Source organism: Winogradskyella psychrotolerans RS-3 (assembly GCF_000427335.1).
Classification (GTDB): Bacteria; Bacteroidota; Bacteroidia; order Flavobacteriales; family Flavobacteriaceae; genus Winogradskyella; species Winogradskyella psychrotolerans.
Window position 1 is genome coordinate 104,254 of record NZ_ATMR01000095.1, and the last position, 20,379, is coordinate 124,632.

Here is a 20,379-nt window from a genome sequence, read left to right on the forward strand (position 1 = left end):
AAAGATGAAAAAAAGTTTTTTATTTATAAGCTGTGATGAAGCAAAACATATTTGTGATAAAGCACAATATGATGAGGCTTCTACTTGGGAACAATTCAAACTAAGATTACGTCTTGTGTATTGTCACATTACAAAGAAGTATTCTAGCAACAACACTAAACTATCCCAAACCATAGAAAAATCAAAAGTTCAGTGTCTCAAAACTGAAGAACTCAATAAGCTTCAATCACAATTTGATAAAGAATTAGCGAAGCAACAACAAGATTAATAGCCAAATAATAGGTAAACCTTCTACCCAAAACGCACTAAAATATTTTGATTGATTTTTGTTTGAAAGGAGTAAAAACAATAATGTAATAACTGTAATTATTACGATTGCAATTATTGATTCCTCTAGCAATTCATCTTTAAAAAATTCTAATATCAAAAAAGCAGCTAAAAGCACAACACCTATAATTTTAGTTTTTTTGACTCCTATTTTTTGAGGAATTGTTGCTAATTTTAAATTATCATAATTTAGATCTCTAATCTCAAACGGCAGCATTAATATAAGTACATAACAAAACCGCTGAACACCTATAATTACACTATCAGAATTTATAAAAACATCATTATTCAATAGTGGTAATAACACCGTTGTAAACGTCCATATCAATGCAATAAGATAAACTTTCAAACCACTGACTTGCCGTAAGTTCTTATGGTCATCAAACAAATATTTTTTTGGTACCATTATAGGAATGGCATAAAAGAATGTAATAACTCCAAGAATAACGATAAGCATTAAGGCATCAGCCTCTAGCATTAGCACATAATAACACATGGCTAAAAAAGCTATAAAAGAAAACACTTGTAATGCTTTTAACCAACTTGCCAAACTGCGATGATGAAACTTAACGATTCCAAAATATTTCACAAAATTATAACCCGTTATTGTCGCAAAAAAAACAAAACTTAAAAGAGATTTATCACAATCAATATTCATCTCTATTAATGTTACCCATGCCAAGGAACATGTGGCTAATGCGACATGAATACTACTATTTAAATAAAAGTTGAAGATGCGTTTTAAAACTTCCATACAGCAAAAGTAGGGATTGTGTTAATAACCTCTAACATCGGTTAAAAACTTTAGCATTCCTTAACTAAAAAATTAGGCTAAATCCTTACTTTTGCAGAACTAAATAAATCATTTTTTTTTAATGGATACTACTTCTTTTGCACTCAGACATATTGGCCCAAATTCAGACGACCAACAAGCCATGCTAGACACAATTGGTGTTAAAAGCATAACTCAATTAATTGCTGAAACTATTCCCGATAACATTCGATTAGATCACGATTTAAATCTCGATGCTGCCCTGAGTGAGCAAGAGTACCTCAGCCATATCAATGAGCTCTCACAACGTAATAAAATTTATAAAACGTACATTGGTTTAGGGTATTACCCAACTAATTTACCTGCAGTAATACAACGTAATGTATTAGAAAACCCAGGTTGGTATACAGCTTACACACCTTATCAAGCAGAAATTGCACAAGGTCGATTAGAAGCCTTATTGAATTTCCAAACTATGATTATTGATTTAACAGGAATGGAAATTGCCAATGCCTCTCTTTTGGATGAAAGTACGGCTGCAGCGGAAGCTATGGCATTATTATTTGCGATTAGAGATCGTGGTCAAAAGAAAGCCAATGTCAATAAATTCTTTGTTTCAGATTTAGTTTTACCACAAACTATCGATTTACTTGAAACTAGAGCGAATCCCATAGGCATTGAATTAGTCATTGGTAACGAAACGGAATATAATCTTTCAGACGAATATTTTGGAGCCTTAGTTCAATATCCAGCCAAAAATGGTCAGATTACAGATATTAAATCATTTATAGAACAAGCAAACGCTAAAAATATTAAAGTTGCTGTTGCAGCTGATATTTTAAGTTTAGTTAAACTTGAAGCTCCAGGGAAATTTGGTGCAGACGTTGTGATTGGTACAACACAACGTTTCGGAATACCAATGGGTTACGGAGGTCCACATGCCGCTTATTTTGCAACAAAAGACGCTTATAAACGTGATGTTCCTGGTCGTATTATCGGAGTAACAAAAGACGTTACTGGTAATAGAGCTTTGCGAATGGCACTACAAACTAGAGAGCAACATATTAAACGCGATAAAGCAACATCAAATATCTGTACTGCCCAAGTTCTTTTAGCGGTGATGGCAGGTATGTATGCTGTTTATCATGGCCCTAAAGGTTTAACTTTTATTGCCGATAAAGTTAAAGATTCAGCCTCAACTCTAGCTAATGCTTTAGAACAATTAGGATTAGAACAAGTAAACTCTCATTACTTTGATACCATTCAGATAAAAGCAGATGCTGTTAAAGTAAAATACGAAGCTGAGAAAAATGAAGTTAATTTTCATTATCCAGATACGAATACGGTTACTATAGCTTTAAACGAAACCACTACTATTTCTGACTTAAATGATATTATTTCAATTTTTGAAAAGGTAACAGGAAAAGCAACAGATAAAATTGAATCTATTTCAACGAACGAAACGATTCCTTCACACCTGAAACGTCAATCTGAATTTTTAAGTTTTGATGTCTTTAATACCTATCATTCTGAAACGGAATTAATGCGTTACATTAAACGTTTAGAGCGTAAAGATTTAGCATTAAACCATTCTATGATTTCATTAGGGTCTTGTACCATGAAATTAAATGCGGCTTCAGAAATGTTACCATTAAGTTGGCCAAGTTGGGGAAATATGCATCCATTTGTACCTTCTGACCAAGCAACGGGTTACAAACTAATGTTAAAAGCATTAGAGAATCAGTTATCAGAAATCACTGGTTTTGCAGCGACCTCACTTCAACCAAACTCTGGTGCACAAGGAGAATTTGCTGGATTAATGGTTATTAAAGCGTACCATGAATCTCGTGGAGATCACCATAGAAACATCTGTTTAATTCCATCATCTGCACACGGAACAAATCCTGCAAGTGCTGTTATGGCTGGTATGAAAGTCGTAGTTACTAAAGCATCAGAAAATGGAAATATAGATGTTGACGATTTAAGAGAAAAAGCAGAATTGCATAAAGATAATCTTTCGGCCATCATGGTAACGTACCCTTCTACACATGGGGTTTACGAATCTGCCATTAAAGAAATCACACAGATTATTCACGATAACGGAGGTCAAGTTTATATGGATGGTGCCAACATGAACGCTCAAGTCGGTTTAACAAACCCAGGAAATATTGGAGCTGATGTTTGTCACTTAAATTTACACAAAACCTTTGCTATTCCTCATGGAGGTGGTGGACCTGGAGTTGGACCAATTTGCGTTGCAAAACAATTAGTACCATTCTTACCAGGAAACCCAATCATAAAAACTGGTGGTCACCAAGCGATTACAGCTATTTCAGGCGCACCTTTTGGGTCTTCCTTAGTATGTCTTATCTCTTATGGTTATATCAAAATGCTAGGCTATAGAGGATTGAAAAAAGCCACCGAAGTTGCCATTCTAAATGCCAATTATATTAAAGAACGTTTAAGTGAATATTATCCAACTCTATATTCTGGAGAAAACGGTAGAGCTGCCCACGAGATGATTATTGATTGTCGAGATTTTAAAGCCAATGGTATTGAAGTTACAGACATTGCAAAACGTCTGATGGATTACGGATTCCATGCACCAACAGTATCATTCCCTGTAGCAGGAACCATGATGATTGAACCTACTGAAAGTGAAAGTAAAGCTGAAATGGATCGTTTTTGTGATGCCATGATTTCAATTCGAAAAGAAATTGATGCCTCTTCTAAAGACGAATCCAATAACATGCTAAAAAATGCACCTCACACCTTAGGTATGCTTACTGCTGACGAATGGACATTACCATACAGTAGAGAGGCTGCAGCATTTCCATTAGATTTTGTGAGAGATAATAAATTTTGGCCAAGTGTGAGGCGTGTAGATGATGCCTATGGAGATCGAAATCTAATATGTAGTTGTGCTCCAATTGAAGCTTATATGGATGCTTAATTTTAATAGATAAATATTTTAAAAAAAAGTATTCAATATGAATACTTTTTTTTGGTTATTTATCCATTATAGACGGCTATAATTATGAATTCTTTAAAAATTACTGCTTTAGAACTGTAAATTATAAAAATGTATATATTATTAATTAGTTTCGTAACTATGAAAACAATTAGCGATGGCAATTAAAATAACAGGTACAGGGAGTTATATCCCTAATACTATCGAAAAAAATGAAGATTTTTATAATCATCAGTTTTTAAATGCTGATGGTTCTTCTATTAATAGTCCAAATGAAATCATTGTAGAAAAATTTAGAGCGATTACAGGTATACAAGAACGACGTTATATTGAAGAAGACTTATTAAATTCTGATATTGCTTTTTTTGCTGCTCAAAAGGCTATAGATGATGCAAAAATAGATAAAGAAAGTATCGATTATATCATTGTAGCACATAATTACGGTGATGTTAAATATAATGCAGAACAAAGTGATACCGTACCTAGTATGGCGTCTAGAGTGAAGCATTTATTACAAATTAAGAATCCAAAATGTGTTGGGTACGATTTACTTTTTGGTTGTCCTGGTTGGATTGAAGGGGTTATACAAGCCAAAGCGTTTATCGCTTCTGGTATTGCTAAACGTTGTTTAGTAATTGGCTCAGAAACGCTATCTAGAGTTATAGATAAACACGATAGAGACTCTATGATTTACAGTGATGGATCTGGTGCTGTAATCATTGAAGAGACCGATGAAGAAGGCGGTATTTTAGCGCATGACTCGGCGACTTACGCCTTAGACGAAGCGCATTTTATCTACTTTGGTGAAACCAATAATACTGAAATTACAGATAAACGTAAATACATTAAAATGTATGGTCGCAAAATTTATGAATTTGCACTATCTAACGTTCCTAAAGCCTTAAAAGCGTGTCTTGATAAAAGTGGAGTTTCGATTACAGATGTCAAAAAAATATTGATACATCAGGCGAATGAAAAAATGGATGAAGCTATTATAAAGCGATTTTATAAACTACACAACATGGAAATGCCAGAAGGCATAATGCCGATGACTATTAATAGGTTGGGTAACTCTAGTGTGGCAACAGTTCCTACTTTATTAGATATGATTTTAAAAGGCCAAGTAAAAAATCAAGAGATTAAAAAAGGGGACATAATTATGTTTGCTAGCGTTGGTGCTGGTATGAATATAAATGCTATTGTATATAAATATTGATTTAAAAGACTGCTTTAAACCCCTTTTATGTACGAAAAAACATATCCAAATAAACGCTTTAAACTCACACTTCAGTTTTTACAAAAACACATCAATACATCAGAATCTATTTTAGATTTAGGGATTAAAAATCCGTTTTCAGAAATTATGATTTCCGAGGGTTACGCAGTTGAAAATACAACTGGAGAAGATTTGGATGAAAATCAATCAGCAATTGAAAATTCTTCGACTGAAGTTGTAACGGCTTTTGAAATTTTTGAACATCTATTATCTCCTTATGAGGTTTTAAAATCTATTAAAACCAATAAATTAGTTATTAGTGTGCCTTTAAAATTATGGTTTGCTCCTGCTTACAGAAGTAAAACTGATATGCGAGATAGACATTATCATGAGTTTGAAGATTGGCAACTCGATTGGCTATTAGAAAAAACAGGTTGGACCATTAAAGACAGACAACAATGGACCAATCCTGTGAATAAATTAGGCATTAGACCTATTTTAAGACGGTTTACGCCTCGTTACTACATTGTATATGCAGAAAGAGTTTAACTTTGAAAAAATAGCTTTCAATTTTGAAATTTTATATTATCATTCCGGCTCACAATGAAGAAGGTTACATCGGTAAAACTTTAGACTCTTTAATACAGCAAACGTTACTACCCAAAACAGTGGTTGTAGTGAATGATAATTCCACTGACACTACTCAAAAAATTGTTGAAGACTATGCTTCAAAACACCCTTGGATATCTTTACTAAATTCAAAATCATCAGACAAACATTTACCTGGTTCTAAAATTATTAATGCTTTTAATAAGGGCTTAGACTCATTAGACGATGATTATGACATTATTTGTAAGTTTGATGCTGATTTAATTTTTCCTGAACATTATTTAGAACAATTAGCCAATCATTTCAATTCGAATAAAAATTTAGGAATGGCTTCGGGGTTCTGTTACGTTGAAAAACAGAATGCGTGGATTCTTGAAAACCTAACGAATAAAGATCACATAAGAGGTGCATTAAAAGCGTATAAAAAAGATTGCTTCACGCAAATAGGACAACTCAAACCATCGATGGGATGGGATACCGTTGATGAGTTATTAGCGAAATATAATGGTTGGGAAATTCTTACCGATGACACACTTCATGTCAAACATTTAAAACCAACCGGACAATCCTACAATAAAGCATCTAAATACTTACAAGGAGAAGCCATGTACAAAATGCGTTATGGCTTTTGGATTACCTTAATTTCTGCTTTAAAATTGGCGTATAAAAAAGGAAGCTTTAAATTATTTAAAGATTATATGTCTGGCTATTTTAGAGCTAAATCTAATCACTTAGAATTTTTAGTTTCTAAAGAAGAAGGACAGTTTATTAGAGACTTACGTTGGGATGGAATAAAGGGTAAATTTCTAAAATAAAAATCCCAATTCTAACAGTAAATTATTGCGCTTTGAAATAGAGATTCCTGCCCTCGCAGGAATTGGTTAAAAACTCCAGCTTTTATAACTGCTTGATGCTTCTAATTTATCTTCAATAGCATCGTCTAACTGTGGAAAAAAGTCAATTCCTGTTAAAGCCTCAACCTCATCAACTGAAACCACAAACTTATACAATGGTAAATCCGAGTTCTCGTGATTCATAATAAAAGCAAGCATTTTTATTTTTCCATTGGTATTGTCTAATATCACTTTATAAAACTGCATAGGCACAGCGACATTTTCATCACCAATCACTTTTAGTCCATTTTTAAGAACACCACCTGTCACTACAAAAACACCATCATTCTTTTTTGCCCAATAGCGTACTTTCTGCTCCAATCGATTCCAAACACCAGCATTAAATTGATGTTCTTGTGGACTAATATTACTCGTTAAAAAAAGTTTCATCATGTGCCTCTTGGGTGAATCGTCTATCACCAGCAGGACATAAATGCCCTTTGTCGTAACCCGATTGTTTATAATTATTCCAATGTGCTGCACCTGTTTTTACGGCATTATCAATTTCAAAATAAGGTCGTTTATGGTTTGTAGAACTTATATGTGATGCTTTCAACTCATAAGCCACCCACTCCGCTTGTTCGTGAGGTTCGCTATACGACAACGAATAGTTTTTATGATGTATGATTTGATTGGTGGTACTTGTTGGCAAATAATACGCGTTAGTGTTTTCTTTTAAAGTCGCACCTTCACTTACAATCTCGGTTTTCGCGTTAGTCTCTAAAAAATAGTCATAGCTGTATATGCCAATCACTATAATTACTGCAATGATTGTAAAAATGGGTTTTCTCTTCAAAATATGGTATTAATCTATCACAAATCCTAAAGGTTGACCTGTAGCACCATTAGGAAAACTAATACCTAAAAGTGCTGACATTGTAGGTGCAATATCTGGAATTACTGTTTTGCTAAACGTTTGTCCATGCTTAATGCCTTTTCCAAAGAATAACAATGGCACATGTGTATCGTAATTTAAACCACTACCATGTGTAGAACCTGTTTTACCATAGGAAATAAAAGAGGTATCATTCACCAATATCACATCACCTGAACGTTTTTGGTTAAAGCCATTTTGTAACAACGCTTCTATGCCGTCAGAAAAACCTGTTGAACCCATTGTCGTTGCAGTATAAACTTTAGACACATTAAGGTAACTTAATTGCTCCATGGCAATAGTCTCTTGTACATCGCTAAGTTTTAATCCTAACGCTTTAACCTTATCTCTGTCTAAAAATATTTGATCGTTGCTAATATTCTCTACAATAGAATCAGTTCCATAAGTCGCTTCTAAAAAGGCATTAAATATTGCCTTTCTATCCTTATTATTTACATAACCCGCAGGAACTTTTAATGAACTTAAATAAGAAGGAACATCTATTGCTCCATGATCGGCAGTTAAAAAAACAGTATATTCTCCTTTACCGACAGTTGTATCTAAATACTCAAATAAACGCTCCAAATCTTTATCCAAACGAATATAAGTGTCTTGAACTTCCTTTGAGTTCACTCCGAAGTTATGTCCCACATAATCCGTCGCTGAAAAGCTTACCGCTAAAACATCTGTAATCTTATCTTGCCCTAAACCTTCCGCTTCAATTGCAGCCATTGCAAAATCCGCTGTTAAGCTATTCCCATAAGGTGTGGCTTTTAAAATATCGTAACCTCTATTGTCTTTACTTAATGCTTTTAAATCATAAGGAAATGTTGCTTTTTCTTTGCCTTTAAAACCACCTTCAAAAGTGTTTTCATCAACCCCACTTTCTGTGTATGTTGAAATATCATATAATGTATTCCATTCTTTCAAATAAGATTCCGCATGTGTCGAAGCATTAAAATTTGATACCCATTCTGGTAACTCAGTCATGTAATGAGAACTTGAAATCCAACGTCCTTCATCTCTACCATGAAACCAATACGCTGCATTTGCCGTATGACCTGCGGGCAAAATTGCTCCTCTATCTTTTAAAGAAATTCCGATAGTTTTCCCTTGGCCCTGTGTAAACAACCTATTCTCATCTGCAAAAGTTGTAGTTTGCATTCTACGGGGTGACATCTTACCTGCATCATCTTCTGTTCCGATCGATTTCACATTCTCGTCACCAGCACAATACACCATTTCCTTAGTTTCTTTATCGTACCAATTGTTACCAATTATACCATGAATTTTTGGTGTGGTCCCTGTATAAACAGAAGCATGACCAGGACCAGTATAGGTTGGTACATAATTAAAATGATTATTTTTACAGTTAAAGCCTTCATTTATCATACGATTAAAACCACCATCTCCAAATTTAGATTCAAAGCGTGTTAAGTAATCATAACGCATTTGATCTACGACGATACCAACGACTAACTTTGGCCTATCGTTAGATTCTAAAACTGAAGTTTCTATTTTTGTATCAGTAATTGTATTTTGCGCACCACAAGAGGAAAACATAAATAAAACACCAATTAAAGAGAAGATATTTTTCATTTGAATATGACATTATTGTGAGTTTCAAAAATACAATTTTTAAATTATCTTAGTTTAAATTAACATTAATAACTAATCCTTTTTTATACTTTAGCATTAAGAAAATATAACATGACTTACCTACATAATATAGGCACCTATTTTATAATGATTAAAGACATCTTTCGCAGACCCACAAAGTGGTCAGTGATGAAACCTTTAATTCTGAAAGATATTGATGATCTTATAATTGGTTCTCTAGGCATTGTTGCCTTTATTTCATTTTTTGTTGGAGGCGTTGTGGCCATCCAAACCTCGTTGAATATGACGAGTCCATTAATGCCAAAATCTCTAGTCGGTTTTGCGACAAGACAGTCCATAATTCTAGAATTTGCACCAACTTTTATCTCCATTATTATGGCTGGTAAAGTGGGTTCTTTTATTACTTCGAGTATAGGAACAATGCGTGTTACAGAGCAAATTGATGCTCTTGAAGTTATGGGAATAAATGCCATTAACTATCTCGTTTTTCCAAAATTTATAGCTTTAACACTCTATCCATTTGTAATTTCTATTGCTATGTTTTTAGGAATTTTAGGTGGACTTATGGCATGTGTTTATGGCGGTTACGGAACTATGGAAGACTATGTAGAAGGTGTTCAGATGGATTTCATTCCATTCCACTTCTTTTATGCCTTTATAAAAACTTTTGTGTTTGCCTTTTTATTAGCAACTATACCATCGTATTATGGCTATTTTATGAAAGGTGGAGCTTTAGAAGTTGGTAAGGCTAGTACAACGTCTTTTGTTTGGACTAGTGTTATGATTATACTTGTCAACTTTTTACTAACCAGTTTATTACTCGGCTAATTATGATAGAAGTTAAAGACTTAAAAAAATCGTTTGGAGACACCCAAATTTTAAAAGGAATAACAACTTCTTTTGAAAAAGGAAAGACCAACTTAGTTATTGGCCAAAGTGGTTCCGGTAAAACCGTATTTTTAAAATGCTTGCTTGGATTATTTGAATATGAAAGTGGTTCCATTTCTTATGAAGGAAAAAACTTCAGCGAATTATCAAGAGATGAAAAAACCAATTTACGTTCAGAAATGGGAATGGTTTTTCAAGGAAGTGCGCTTTTTGACTCCATGACTATTGCTGAAAATGTAATGTTTCCATTACGCATGTTTACAAAACAGAGCAAAAGCGAAATGGAAGATAGAGTTAATGAGGTTTTAAAACGTGTGAATCTAGATGACGCTCACAAAAAAATGCCAAGTGAAGCTTCTGGTGGAATGCAAAAACGTGTTGCGATAGCCAGAGCTATTGTGAACCGACCAAAATATCTATTTTGTGATGAACCAAATTCTGGATTAGATCCTAAAACAGCCATAGTTATTGATAACTTAATTCAAGAAATCACGGAAGAGTTCAATATCACAACAGTGGTTAACACACATGATATGAACTCTGTTATGGAAATAGGAGAAAAAATCGTTTTTCTAAAAAATGGCTTATTAGAATGGGAAGGCTCTAGTGAAACGATATTTAGAACCGATAACGAAGCTGTAACCAACTTTGTATATTCTTCTGAGTTATTTAGAAAAGTACGTAAAATGTATCTTGAAGAAAGCGAATAATCTTTAGTTACGCTTAATAAACACAGTATCTACTTTCAGTTCGTTTTTTAACCACTTTTGCAAATTGCGTTCCTTTACGTAAACCATGCTATCGGTTAATTGAACCCTCCATCTTACGTTCGCTACTGTAATAGTATCTATATTAATAAAGTCTTTAGATTCCAACATCTTAGCGTAACCAAAATACTCTAAATCACTAAACTTAATTTTAGCATCGCGAGAGAGCGAACTAAACGACACAGCGTTTTGATCGGTGCTTTTAGACTCTATAACTTTATTCAAATTAGAGATATTAGCTTGTAATTCTTCAATTTGTTTTTGCAGTCTATCAATGACATTATCTTTCCGATCTGATTCTGCATAAGCTCTATCTAATGATTCCATTAAGCGGTCTGCACTTCTGGTTTTATTGGCATTTATTATTAATTCAAAATCTTTAATGCTTTCGTATTTATGTATATCGTTTTGTAAAGCTGAAACCATCTCATCGCTTACATCTCCATTAAAATGCAAGCGGATTATTTTATTATCAGAATCTAAATCATCATCCTTTCGTTGTAACCAAAGGTTGTCATTGTTTTCAATATCACTTTTAACAAAACTATCAAAATCTCTTTTATATTTACTTTCCTGCAACACAGTTAAAAACGTCCAAATTGCTGGAAGCATAACTACCACAGCAACTAGCATTGCAAATCGAGAAGTTCGTTTTCGCTTTGCGGAATTGGCATACTTTAACATTGGAAAACGCAACAACTTTAATACTAAAAATGTTGCTAAGGCGATAAAAATGGTATTTATCGTAAATAAATACATGGCTCCTCCAAAATACTCCCAGTTCCCTATCGCTAAGCCATAACCAGCCGTACATAAAGGTGGCATTAAGGCTGTTGCAATAGCAACACCAAAAATAACCGAAGCGATAGTTCCTTTTTAGTTCGTGCAATTATTAACGCTAAACCTCCAAAAAAGGCAATAAGTACATCTCGTATATCAGGTCGTGTTCTCCCTAAGAGTTCAGACGTATCTGCACTTAACGGAAATAACCAAAAGAATAAAAATGCGGTTAATAAACTTAGCACAATCATAATGGCTAAATTGATAAGCGATTTTCTTAAGGTATCAATATCGTTGATAGCGATTGAAAGACCAACTCCCAAAATCGGCCCCATTAATGGCGAAATTAACATGGCACCAATAACAACCGCTGTAGAGTTTGCATTAAGACCAATAGATGCCACAAAAATTGAACAGACCAAAATCCAAGCTGTTGCACCTTTGAATGGAATATCTGCTTTTATTGCTGTAATCGTAGCATCTCTATCCGTATCATCTCTAAAATCGAGCAATTCGCTTAAAAATGTCTTTATACTAGCAAATAAACCTTGAGCGTCTTTTTTTACCGCAGCTTTTTTTTCTTCAACGGCAGCTTCCTTATTCATCTCATTGGTCACCTGAGAATTCTCTTCCTCAGAAAAATTGAATTTATTTTCGTCGCTCATAGTTTACCCATATTCTTCTCCAAAATTAGCTTTTACATTTTGAAGTACTTTTTTAATATCTTGTTCTTTTGCCTTAGGAAAGATAAGTAAAACTTCGTCTTTATCAACAATTATGTAATCTTTTAATCCATCTAAAACAACAATTTTACCCGCTTTAGATCGAATCATATTGCCATTAGAATCTTCTAATAATGTTTTAGCATTAACCACTGCATTATCATTTTCATCTTTGTCTAATTTATCATATAAACTTCCCCATGTTCCCAGATCATTCCAATCGAAAGTTGCAGGAATCACATAAACATTATCACTCTTTTCCATAAGCGCATAATCTACAGATATGTTTTCAGCCTTTTGATAATTCTCTTTTATAAACGCATCTTCGTGCTCAGTATTATAGATACTGTAACCGCTTTCAAACAATTTAAATAACTCTGGTTGATTGTTTTTAAAAGCTTTAATAACTGATTTCGCACTCCACATAAAAATCCCTGCATTCCACAAGAAGTTTCCTTGACTTATAAAAGTCTTTGCTGTTTCATAATCTGGTTTCTCTCTAAATTGATTGACTTGCTTAATTTCTGTCGTTGCAGATTTATCATATTCAATATAACCGTAACCTGTATTAGGAAATGTAGGAGTAATACCTAAAGTCATTAATGCATCGTTGGATTCGCAATACTCAAAAGCTGTTTTTACGTTATTAGAAAATGCTTGTTCGTCTTCAATCCAATGATCACTCGGAGCCACAATCATTACAGCATCTTCATTTTCTTTCTGAATTTTTAAGGCTGCATATAATATACAAGGAGCCGTATTACGCATTGCTGGCTCTAAAACAACTTGTCGTTTTGTAACGTTTGGTAATTGTTCAAAAACGAGGTCGTTATAACGTTCGTTGGTTAATATGAAAATATTCTCTTCCGGAATTAACTGTGCTAAGCGATGAAATGTTTTTTGTATTAAGGTATCTCCAGTACCAAGCATATCGTGAAACTGCTTAGGGAAATCTTGCGTACTTACAGGCCAAAATCTTGAACCAACTCCTCCTGCCATTAAAATGGCGTAATAATTTTTATTTTTCATTCTTCTAATAATTCAACTTCTGCATTAGGGTTAAACAAATATAACTTACCTGTTTTAACTTCTAAACATTCAAACCGTTTTCTTCTTTGTTTACCTTGTTTAAAAATTCTTCCATTATACAACTTAAACATTTTACCTAGTGGCACTTCAAAGACATAGGTCTTATCATTACTTTCGTCATATTGCTTTAGGGCGTAGGCGAGCTGCGTATCTGTATCGCTAGACGCTTTTGGGTTTTTAAAGTGATTAGCCAATAATGGTAACAACTCTAAAGGAAAAATTTCTGGACTAAAAAACGGCAACATTAAATGTTGAAAAGTCTGCTTCCACTCTTTTCCATGCGGTTTAATAAATCTACCGTGTTTTTTATACGCTTCAAAGTGCGCAATTTCGTGAATTAATGTTATTAAAAAACGATATACATTTAAATTAGAATTTATCGTAATCTGATGTTTTCCATTGGGCAATTCTCTATAATCTCCATGCCGAGTTTTACGCTCATTTTTCACTTTTACGACTAAATGATCAATAGCTAAAAGCTCTATAATCATTGGTTGTGCCGCAGTAGGAATAAAATTTAAAAGATGTGTTTGCATTAGTGCAAAAATAAGCGTTAAATTATTACTTTTTAAGTCTTTTTCTAATCAAAATGAACGCTACAATTGTAATGAGAATAATGAAAAAGCTAATTGAAGTACACAAAGCATTTAATATATATTCTTAATAGCACTTATCTTGATATTAGTCTAAAAAACCATTAACTTAGCTAGACGCTATTTAATACTCACAATTATTCACAGAATTTAAAATTATGGCATTTATTGACTATTATAAAATACTTGGGGTAGATAAAAGTGCAACCAAAAGTGATATCAAAAAAGCCTACCGAAAATTGGCAAGAAAACATCACCCCGATTTAAACCCTAATGATAAAGAGGCTGAATTACAATTTAAGAAAGTTAATGAAGCTAACGAAGTATTAAGCAACGACGAAAATCGAAAAAAATACGATAAATACGGTGAAAATTGGCAACATGGTGAAGCTTACGACCAGGCCCAAAAACAACAAGATCAGCAACAACATTACCAACGTTCATCCAGACCTCAGGATTTCGGAGATGGCGAGTACTCTGATTTTTTCGAATCCATGTTTGGAGGAGGATTTGGAAACCGGTCTGGCAATACTAAATTTAGAGGACAAGATTTTAATGCACAATTGCAATTAAACCTTAAAGACGTTTACACCACAGAGAAACGTGTGTTGACCGTTAATGGTAAGAACATACGCTTAACAGTTCCTGCTGGAATTACCAATGGACAAATTATAAAAATTAAAGGTAAAGGTGGAGAAGGTAGAAATGGTGGCCCTAATGGTGACTTACTTATTGAATTTAATATCAGTAACAATACGGATTTTAAACGCGATGGCTCAAACCTTTATAAAACCGTAAATCTCGATGTATATAAATCCGTTTTAGGAGGAGATGTTATCCTTGATACATTTGATGGTAAAGTAAAGCTAACTATAAAACCGCTAACCCAAAATGGGACTCAAGTCAAATTGAAAGGTAAAGGCTTTCCTATTTATAAAAAAGAAGGACAATTTGGTGACTTGGTCATTACGTATAATATCGAATTACCAAAAAAACTATCTGATAAGGAAAAAGAACTTTTTGAAGAACTGGCAAAATTACAATAGTTATGCAAAACACACATTTAATACCCATACCGAGTCTATGTACGCATTACCAAGTTGAAATGTCCTTTTTTACGGGATTGAATGAGTATGGCCTCATTGAATTTATTTCAGTAGAAAAGACCTATTGTATCCATCAAGATAAGATTGCAGATGTAGAAAAAATGATTCGATTACATCAAGATCTTCAACTTAACTATGAAGGTATTGATGCTGTATTTAATCTTTTGGAAAAAATTGATGATTTAAAATCTGAATTAATTACGGCTCAGAATAAACTTAAACGGTTTGAAGACGGTTAGGAACCGTTTTTAAAACCTACTAATTTGTTCTTTTTCTATTTTTAAGGTATTCCGCCGTTTTTCCAACGACAAAAACAACAACTGCTATCATTCCAGAAAATAATAGTCCAGTTATAACGATGAAATTTCTTCCCGTATCTGACGTCACCTTTTTCATTGCAGCGCGCTGTTCCAATGAAATTTCGTCTCCGCTAAAAAAACCATCTTTATTCAAATCAAATTTCTGCAAAGCCAATTCTGCTGAAACACCTGAATAAATGGCACTTCCAATGAGTACAACATATAAAAATAAAAAAGTAGTGAGACTAATCCAGAACCATTTCCATTTACTTGCTCCAAATAGCCGTTTCTTGTTATAACCTATAAATCCTAAAATTAGAATAGAGATTAATGCAGGAATAATTAAATGAAAAGGTAATGTTATAGCATTCATTGAAAAATAGACTAAAGCTAAAAATTCAATTCTAAGGTGTAGAATTAGAAACCTGCAACACCTTTCCGTTATAATATTTATTTCCGGTTAAAGCAAAATCTTGAATATACCTTGCCATTTCTATAGCTGTAGTTGGAGCTTTGTACCCTGGAAATGCCTCTTCTAACATTTCGGTTTGTACAGCGCCCAATGCTAATACGTTGAATTGTGGCCCTGTTTCTTTATATTCTTCCGCTAATAATTCCGTCATAGTAATTACAGCTCCCTTACTAGAACTGTAGGCAGATAAGCCTGGAAATTTCATACTTCCCTGAATGCCTCCCATCGAACTAATCGTAACTACATGTCCGTCACTTTTCATAAAAGGAAGAACCGTTCTGGTTAATTCGGAAACACCAAATACGTTGGTTTGGTATACTTTTTCAAAGTCTTTAAATGTTGTTTCTGCAAAAGGTTTATTAATAATAGCGCCTGCATTATTAATCAAAATATCAACATGTTTCCATTCACTTTTAACGAAATCTACTACGTTTTGGTAATCGTCTTCATTACATAAATCAAATGCAAATGATGAAATATTATCAAAATGAAGATTAGAGATTGGTTTTGCATTTCGAGATAAGGCTAAAACGTTGTGACCTTGATCCGCTAATAAATGAACCAATTCAAATCCTATTCCTCTGCTCGTTCCTGTAATTATTATATTTTTACTCATCGTTTAAAACCACTTCTTTTGTTGGTGCATTCATCATCCCTTCTAAAGCAGGAATCATTTTATTCATAAAATTCGCCATGTGTACATAATCCATTTTATCGGCTTCGTCATATACATGATGATAATAATCAAAATTTGTAAAGTCGAAAGTTGAAATGGCATGCGCAGGCATATTTAACTCTTTAAAGAAAGGAAAGTTATCTGATCTCATAAATAAATTCATCTTTTTTGCTCCTGGAAAAAACCCAACAACTTCCTCGCCTGCATATCTATTTAAAGTTTCTGCAAAATTAGAACGCTCGTAACCACTCATATAAGCCATCGCTTCAGTTGAAGCTCTGGGTACACCTATCATTTCAAAATTAATCATTGAATAGGCATTTATACCTTCATTTTTTAAACGTGCCGCTAAATGTGCTGAGCCTTTTAATCCCTTTTCTTCCGCATCATATAAGGTTATTAAAATACTACGTTTGTTGGTTTTTGTTTTGGCAAAATAGGCGCCAAATTCCATAGCGGCAATAGTACCAGAAGCATCGTCATTGGCACCATTTGCAATTGAATCTCCTTCTACAACTTTCCCTATTCCTATATGATCGTAATGACCACCTAGAATTACATATTCATTTTTAAGTTTAGGATCATTGCCTTCCACTACACCCACAATATTATAGGCGTCTATATCTTTTAGCTTAAATGAATCGCGATACGTTTTAAAGTACGGTTTAATTCCATTAGATTTTAGATACTCTTCAATAAACACAGCTGCTTTTTCAAGGCCTTCACTTCCTGTTTCCCTTCCTCCTAATTCGTCCGAAGTTAAATATTCCATACTGGCTTTAATAGCTTCCTGTGAGATAATAGGTTTAGCATTTTCACCATCTTTTCCAGGTGTGCCATCTGGTGCATTTACATTAAAAGCACATGAGCAAAGTAAAGCGATTGAGACTAGTGAAAGTATTTTTTTCATCATTATGTTTTATTTGTGTTTAAAGATAAAAAAATCCTGATTCGAAAATTATCAAATCAGGATTATATTATATAGATACTCTAAATTTAGAGTGCTGTATGATATTTACACAACCATTGTTAATGGGTTTTCAATATAACCTTTCAAAGTTTGAAGGAATTGAGCACCTGTAGCCCCATCAACCGTTCTATGATCGCAAGCTAAACAAAGTTGCATGGTATTACCCACTACAATTTGCCCGTTTTTAACGACTGGTTTTTCAACAATATTTCCAACAGATAAGATTGCCGAATTAGGTTGATTGATAATTGATGTAAAACTATCGATACCGAACATTCCTAAGTTAGAAATTGTAAAAGTACTACCTTCCATTTCGTCTAGTCCTAACTTTTTATTTCTAGCTTTACCTGCTAATTCTTTAACAGCTCCACCAATTTGAGTTAAACTTTGCTCGTTCGCAAATTTAACAACAGGCACTAATAAACCGTCTGGTACGGCAACTGCTACACCAATATGTACGTGGTTATTTAATTTCATTCTATCATCAAACCACTGTGAATTTACTTGAGGATGCTGCTTTAATGCTAAAGCACATGCCTTTACAATCATATCGTTGTAAGAAATCTTAGTATCTGGAATAGAATTATATTGCTTTCTAAATGCAATGGCATTTTCCATATCAAACTCCACATTTAAATAATAATGTGGTGCCGTAAATTTAGATTTCGCTAAGTTTTTAGCAATCGCTTTACGCATGTTTGAGTTTGGTATTTCATCAAAATCTTCTTGACCCGTTGGCACAAATTTACCAACAGAAGCTCCTTGTGCAGCAGGTGTAAAGTTTTCGATATCTTTCTTTACAATTCTACCGTTTTCACCAGAACCTTTAACTTGATTTAAATCAACACCTTTTTCCTCAGCCATTTTTTTAGCTAATGGAGACACAAAAATACGTCCTGAAGTTGACGTCGAAGTTGAAGCTTTTGGAGCTTCTTTCTTTTCTTCAACCTTTTTAGTTTCAGCTTTTGGCGTTTCTTTTTAACTTCTGCCTTAGGTGCTTCTTTCTTTGGTTCTGCTCCTTCAGATTTAAAGTTTTTAGCAATCCCAGAAACATCAGTTCCTTTAGGGCCTATTATAGCTAATAATGAATCTACTTTAGCAGACTCACCTTCTTCTAAACCGATATATAATAAATTTCCAGACTGGAAGGACTCAAATTCCATTGTTGCCTTATCTGTTTCAATTTCAGCAAGAATATCACCTTCTTCAACCTCGTCGCCAACTTTCTTTAACCAAGTAGCAACTGTTCCTTCTTCCATGGTATCACTTAAACGTGGCATGGTAACAACGATAACTCCTTCTGGTAATTCTTGTTCTTCACTAGAATCAGAACTTTCAGTTTCAGTTTCAGTTTCTTTTTCTTCAGAGTCAGAATTTACTTCTTCAGAGTCGTCTGATGCGGCATCTCCGTTTAAATAACTAGAAATATCTTCACCTTCTTCGCCTATAATAGCTAAAAGGGTATCAACTTTGGCAGTTTCACCTTCTTCAATACCAATATGCAGTAACGTACCTTCGTTAAAAGACTCGAACTCCATAGTTGCTTTATCAGTTTCGATTTCAGCTAAAATATCGCCTTCCTCAACTTTGTCACCTACCTTTTTTAACCAAGAGGCAACAGTTCCTTCTTCCATGGTGTCGCTCAAACGCGGCATATTTATTACTTCAGCCATAGTTTACTTAATTTTGTGGTCTATAAATGGGTAATCTTCTTGCTCATATACAACATCGTACATCACATTCTTTTCAGGATATGGAGATTCGTCTGCGAATTTCTCACATTCTGCAACGCGTTTTTTAACGTCCTTGTCAATTGCTTTTAAATCTGCTTCTGTAGCATATTCATTTTCAAGAATAATATCTTTTACTTGTGTAATTGGATCAATTTTCTTGTACTCAGCAACCTCATCTTTAGTTCTATAATGTTGCGCATCAGACATTGAGTGACCTCTATAACGGTACGTTTTCACTTCTAAAAATGTTGGTCCACCACCTTTTCTTGCACGTTGAATAGCTTCATCAAAAGCTTCTGCAACTTTAATAGGGTTCATACCATCTACTGGTCCTGAAGGCATATCATAACCAAGACCTAGTTTCCAAATATCGGTATGATTTGCTGTACGTGCTACTGAAGTTCCCATGGCATAACCGTTGTTTTCACAAACGAATACGACTGGTAAATTCCAAAGCATTGCTAAGTTAAACGTTTCATGCAACGAACCTTGTCTTGCAGCACCATCACCAAAACAGCAAATGGTTACAGCATCTTTATCGTGATATTTATCACCAAATGCAATACCAGCTCCTAAAGGAATTTGACCTCCAACAATACCGTGACCTCCATAAAAACGAAATTCTTTAGAGAAAATGTGCATAGAACCACCAAGACCTTGAGATGTCCCTGTTGCTTTTCCAAACAACTCTGCCATAACACGTTTTGGATCTACACCCATGCCTATTGGCTGCACGTGATTACGATACGCAGTAATCATTTTGTCTTTGGTTAAATCCATAGCATGTAAAGCTCCTGCTAATACCGCCTCTTGGCCATTATACAGGTGAAGGAATCCTCTAACTTTTTGCTGAATATAAACTGCGGCAAGCTTGTCTTCAAACTTTCGCCAGAACAACATGTCCTCGTACCACTTTAGGTAAACTTCTTTAGTTATTTTTTGCATTTCTTGATGAGTTCTTTTTAAATAAAATAGAATAACAAAAATAACACATTAGTCAAT

Annotated in this window: 19 protein-coding genes and 2 pseudogenes; 9 read left to right on the forward strand and 12 right to left on the reverse strand. The window is 34.0% G+C overall.

The window, feature by feature from the left end:
• Window positions 1–4: 4 nt before the first annotated feature.
• Window positions 5–268, forward strand: a complete 264-nt coding sequence (locus tag ADIWIN_RS09060) for a hypothetical protein (protein WP_020897722.1) — start codon at window positions 5–7, stop codon at window positions 266–268.
• Here the strand turns inward: ADIWIN_RS09060 and ADIWIN_RS09065 are convergent.
• Window positions 245–1,081, reverse strand: a complete 837-nt coding sequence (locus ADIWIN_RS09065; RefSeq protein WP_040756811.1) for a UbiA prenyltransferase family protein — start codon at window positions 1,079–1,081, stop codon at window positions 245–247. The genes ADIWIN_RS09060 and ADIWIN_RS09065 overlap by 24 nt on opposite strands.
• 121 nt (window positions 1,082–1,202) lie before the next feature.
• Here ADIWIN_RS09065 and gcvP point away from each other — a divergent pair, with 121 nt between their 5' ends.
• The 4 genes from gcvP (at window position 1,203) to ADIWIN_RS09085 (ending at window position 6,710) form a co-directional block, all read left to right on the forward strand.
• Window positions 1,203–4,052, forward strand: a complete 2,850-nt coding sequence (gcvP, locus tag ADIWIN_RS09070; protein WP_020897724.1) for an aminomethyl-transferring glycine dehydrogenase — start codon at window positions 1,203–1,205, stop codon at window positions 4,050–4,052.
• Window positions 4,053–4,227: 175 nt separating this feature from the next.
• Window positions 4,228–5,286, forward strand: a complete 1,059-nt coding sequence (locus tag ADIWIN_RS09075; RefSeq protein WP_020897725.1) for a 3-oxoacyl-ACP synthase III family protein — start codon at window positions 4,228–4,230, stop codon at window positions 5,284–5,286.
• 27 nt (window positions 5,287–5,313) lie between these two features.
• Window positions 5,314–5,835: a class I SAM-dependent methyltransferase gene (locus tag ADIWIN_RS09080; protein ID WP_020897726.1), complete on the forward strand. Its 522-nt coding sequence runs from the start codon at window positions 5,314–5,316 to the stop codon at window positions 5,833–5,835.
• A 23-nt stretch (window positions 5,836–5,858) separates the two neighbouring features.
• The gene (locus ADIWIN_RS09085; protein WP_020897727.1) at window positions 5,859–6,710 is read left to right on the forward strand and encodes a glycosyltransferase family 2 protein; all 852 of its coding nucleotides are present in this window, start codon (window positions 5,859–5,861) and stop codon (window positions 6,708–6,710) included.
• Between the two features lie 66 nt (window positions 6,711–6,776).
• Here the strand turns inward: ADIWIN_RS09085 and ADIWIN_RS21865 are convergent, their stop codons facing one another.
• The 3 genes from ADIWIN_RS21865 to pafA are packed head-to-tail and all read right to left on the reverse strand — an operon-like array spanning window position 6,777 to window position 9,261.
• Window positions 6,777–7,178 carry a DNA/RNA non-specific endonuclease gene (locus tag ADIWIN_RS21865; RefSeq protein WP_020897728.1) on the reverse strand — a complete coding sequence of 134 codons (402 nt, stop codon included), beginning with the start codon at window positions 7,176–7,178 and terminating at the stop codon, window positions 6,777–6,779.
• Window positions 7,156–7,584, reverse strand: coding sequence for a DNA/RNA non-specific endonuclease (locus tag ADIWIN_RS21870; RefSeq protein ID WP_316929647.1), 429 nt, complete (start codon window positions 7,582–7,584; stop codon window positions 7,156–7,158). Before ADIWIN_RS21870 ends, ADIWIN_RS21865 begins: the two co-directional genes overlap by 23 nt.
• Window positions 7,585–7,593: 9 nt before the next feature.
• Complete coding sequence (gene pafA, locus ADIWIN_RS09095) at window positions 7,594–9,261, reverse strand: alkaline phosphatase PafA (protein WP_020897730.1); 1,668 nt, start codon at window positions 9,259–9,261, stop codon at window positions 7,594–7,596.
• Between the two features lie 111 nt (window positions 9,262–9,372).
• On the opposite strand from pafA, the gene ADIWIN_RS09100 reads away from it, so the two are divergent.
• Window positions 9,373–10,110, forward strand: a complete 738-nt coding sequence (locus ADIWIN_RS09100) for an MlaE family ABC transporter permease (protein ID WP_040756813.1) — start codon at window positions 9,373–9,375, stop codon at window positions 10,108–10,110.
• Window positions 10,111–10,112: 2 nt separating this feature from the next.
• The gene (locus ADIWIN_RS09105; protein WP_020897732.1) at window positions 10,113–10,880 is read left to right on the forward strand and encodes an ABC transporter ATP-binding protein; all 768 of its coding nucleotides are present in this window, start codon (window positions 10,113–10,115) and stop codon (window positions 10,878–10,880) included.
• Window positions 10,881–10,883: 3 nt separating this feature from the next.
• On the opposite strand, the pseudogene ADIWIN_RS22335 reads toward ADIWIN_RS09105, so the two are convergent.
• The 3 genes and pseudogenes from ADIWIN_RS22335 to ADIWIN_RS09120 all read right to left on the reverse strand — a co-directional run bounded on the left by ADIWIN_RS22335 (window position 10,884) and on the right by ADIWIN_RS09120 (window position 14,064).
• Window positions 10,884–12,382, reverse strand: a pseudogene (locus tag ADIWIN_RS22335) (DUF389 domain-containing protein).
• A gap of 3 nt (window positions 12,383–12,385) precedes the next feature.
• Window positions 12,386–13,468, reverse strand: a complete 1,083-nt coding sequence (locus tag ADIWIN_RS09115) for a mannose-1-phosphate guanylyltransferase (RefSeq protein WP_020897735.1) — start codon at window positions 13,466–13,468, stop codon at window positions 12,386–12,388.
• On the reverse strand, window positions 13,465–14,064 hold the full coding sequence (locus tag ADIWIN_RS09120) for a SprT-like domain-containing protein (RefSeq protein WP_020897736.1): 600 nt from the start codon (window positions 14,062–14,064) through the stop codon (window positions 13,465–13,467). Before ADIWIN_RS09120 ends, ADIWIN_RS09115 begins: the two co-directional genes overlap by 4 nt.
• A 215-nt stretch (window positions 14,065–14,279) precedes the next feature.
• On the opposite strand from ADIWIN_RS09120, the gene ADIWIN_RS09125 reads away from it, so the two are divergent.
• A complete protein-coding gene (locus ADIWIN_RS09125; protein WP_020897737.1) occupies window positions 14,280–15,167 on the forward strand; it encodes a DnaJ C-terminal domain-containing protein in 888 nt (295 codons plus the stop codon).
• A gap of 2 nt (window positions 15,168–15,169) precedes the next feature.
• Window positions 15,170–15,466, forward strand: a complete 297-nt coding sequence (locus ADIWIN_RS09130) for a chaperone modulator CbpM (RefSeq protein WP_020897738.1) — start codon at window positions 15,170–15,172, stop codon at window positions 15,464–15,466.
• Window positions 15,467–15,485: 19 nt separating this feature from the next.
• Here ADIWIN_RS09130 and ADIWIN_RS09135 read toward each other — a convergent pair whose 3' ends face one another.
• The 5 genes and pseudogenes from ADIWIN_RS09135 to pdhA form a co-directional block, all read right to left on the reverse strand.
• On the reverse strand, window positions 15,486–15,899 hold the full coding sequence (locus ADIWIN_RS09135; RefSeq protein WP_020897739.1) for a hypothetical protein: 414 nt from the start codon (window positions 15,897–15,899) through the stop codon (window positions 15,486–15,488).
• A 31-nt stretch (window positions 15,900–15,930) separates the two neighbouring features.
• Window positions 15,931–16,614 carry an SDR family NAD(P)-dependent oxidoreductase gene (locus ADIWIN_RS09140; RefSeq protein WP_020897740.1) on the reverse strand — a complete coding sequence of 228 codons (684 nt, stop codon included), beginning with the start codon at window positions 16,612–16,614 and terminating at the stop codon, window positions 15,931–15,933.
• Window positions 16,607–17,584, reverse strand: coding sequence for a M28 family metallopeptidase (locus tag ADIWIN_RS09145; protein ID WP_020897741.1), 978 nt, complete (start codon window positions 17,582–17,584; stop codon window positions 16,607–16,609). Before ADIWIN_RS09145 ends, ADIWIN_RS09140 begins: the two co-directional genes overlap by 8 nt.
• Window positions 17,585–17,689: 105 nt before the next feature.
• Window positions 17,690–19,317 (reverse strand): annotated as a pseudogene (locus tag ADIWIN_RS09150) (pyruvate dehydrogenase complex dihydrolipoamide acetyltransferase).
• Window positions 19,318–19,320: 3 nt separating this feature from the next.
• On the reverse strand, window positions 19,321–20,322 hold the full coding sequence (gene pdhA, locus ADIWIN_RS09155; RefSeq protein WP_040756815.1) for a pyruvate dehydrogenase (acetyl-transferring) E1 component subunit alpha: 1,002 nt from the start codon (window positions 20,320–20,322) through the stop codon (window positions 19,321–19,323).
• Window positions 20,323–20,379 lie beyond the last annotated feature (57 nt).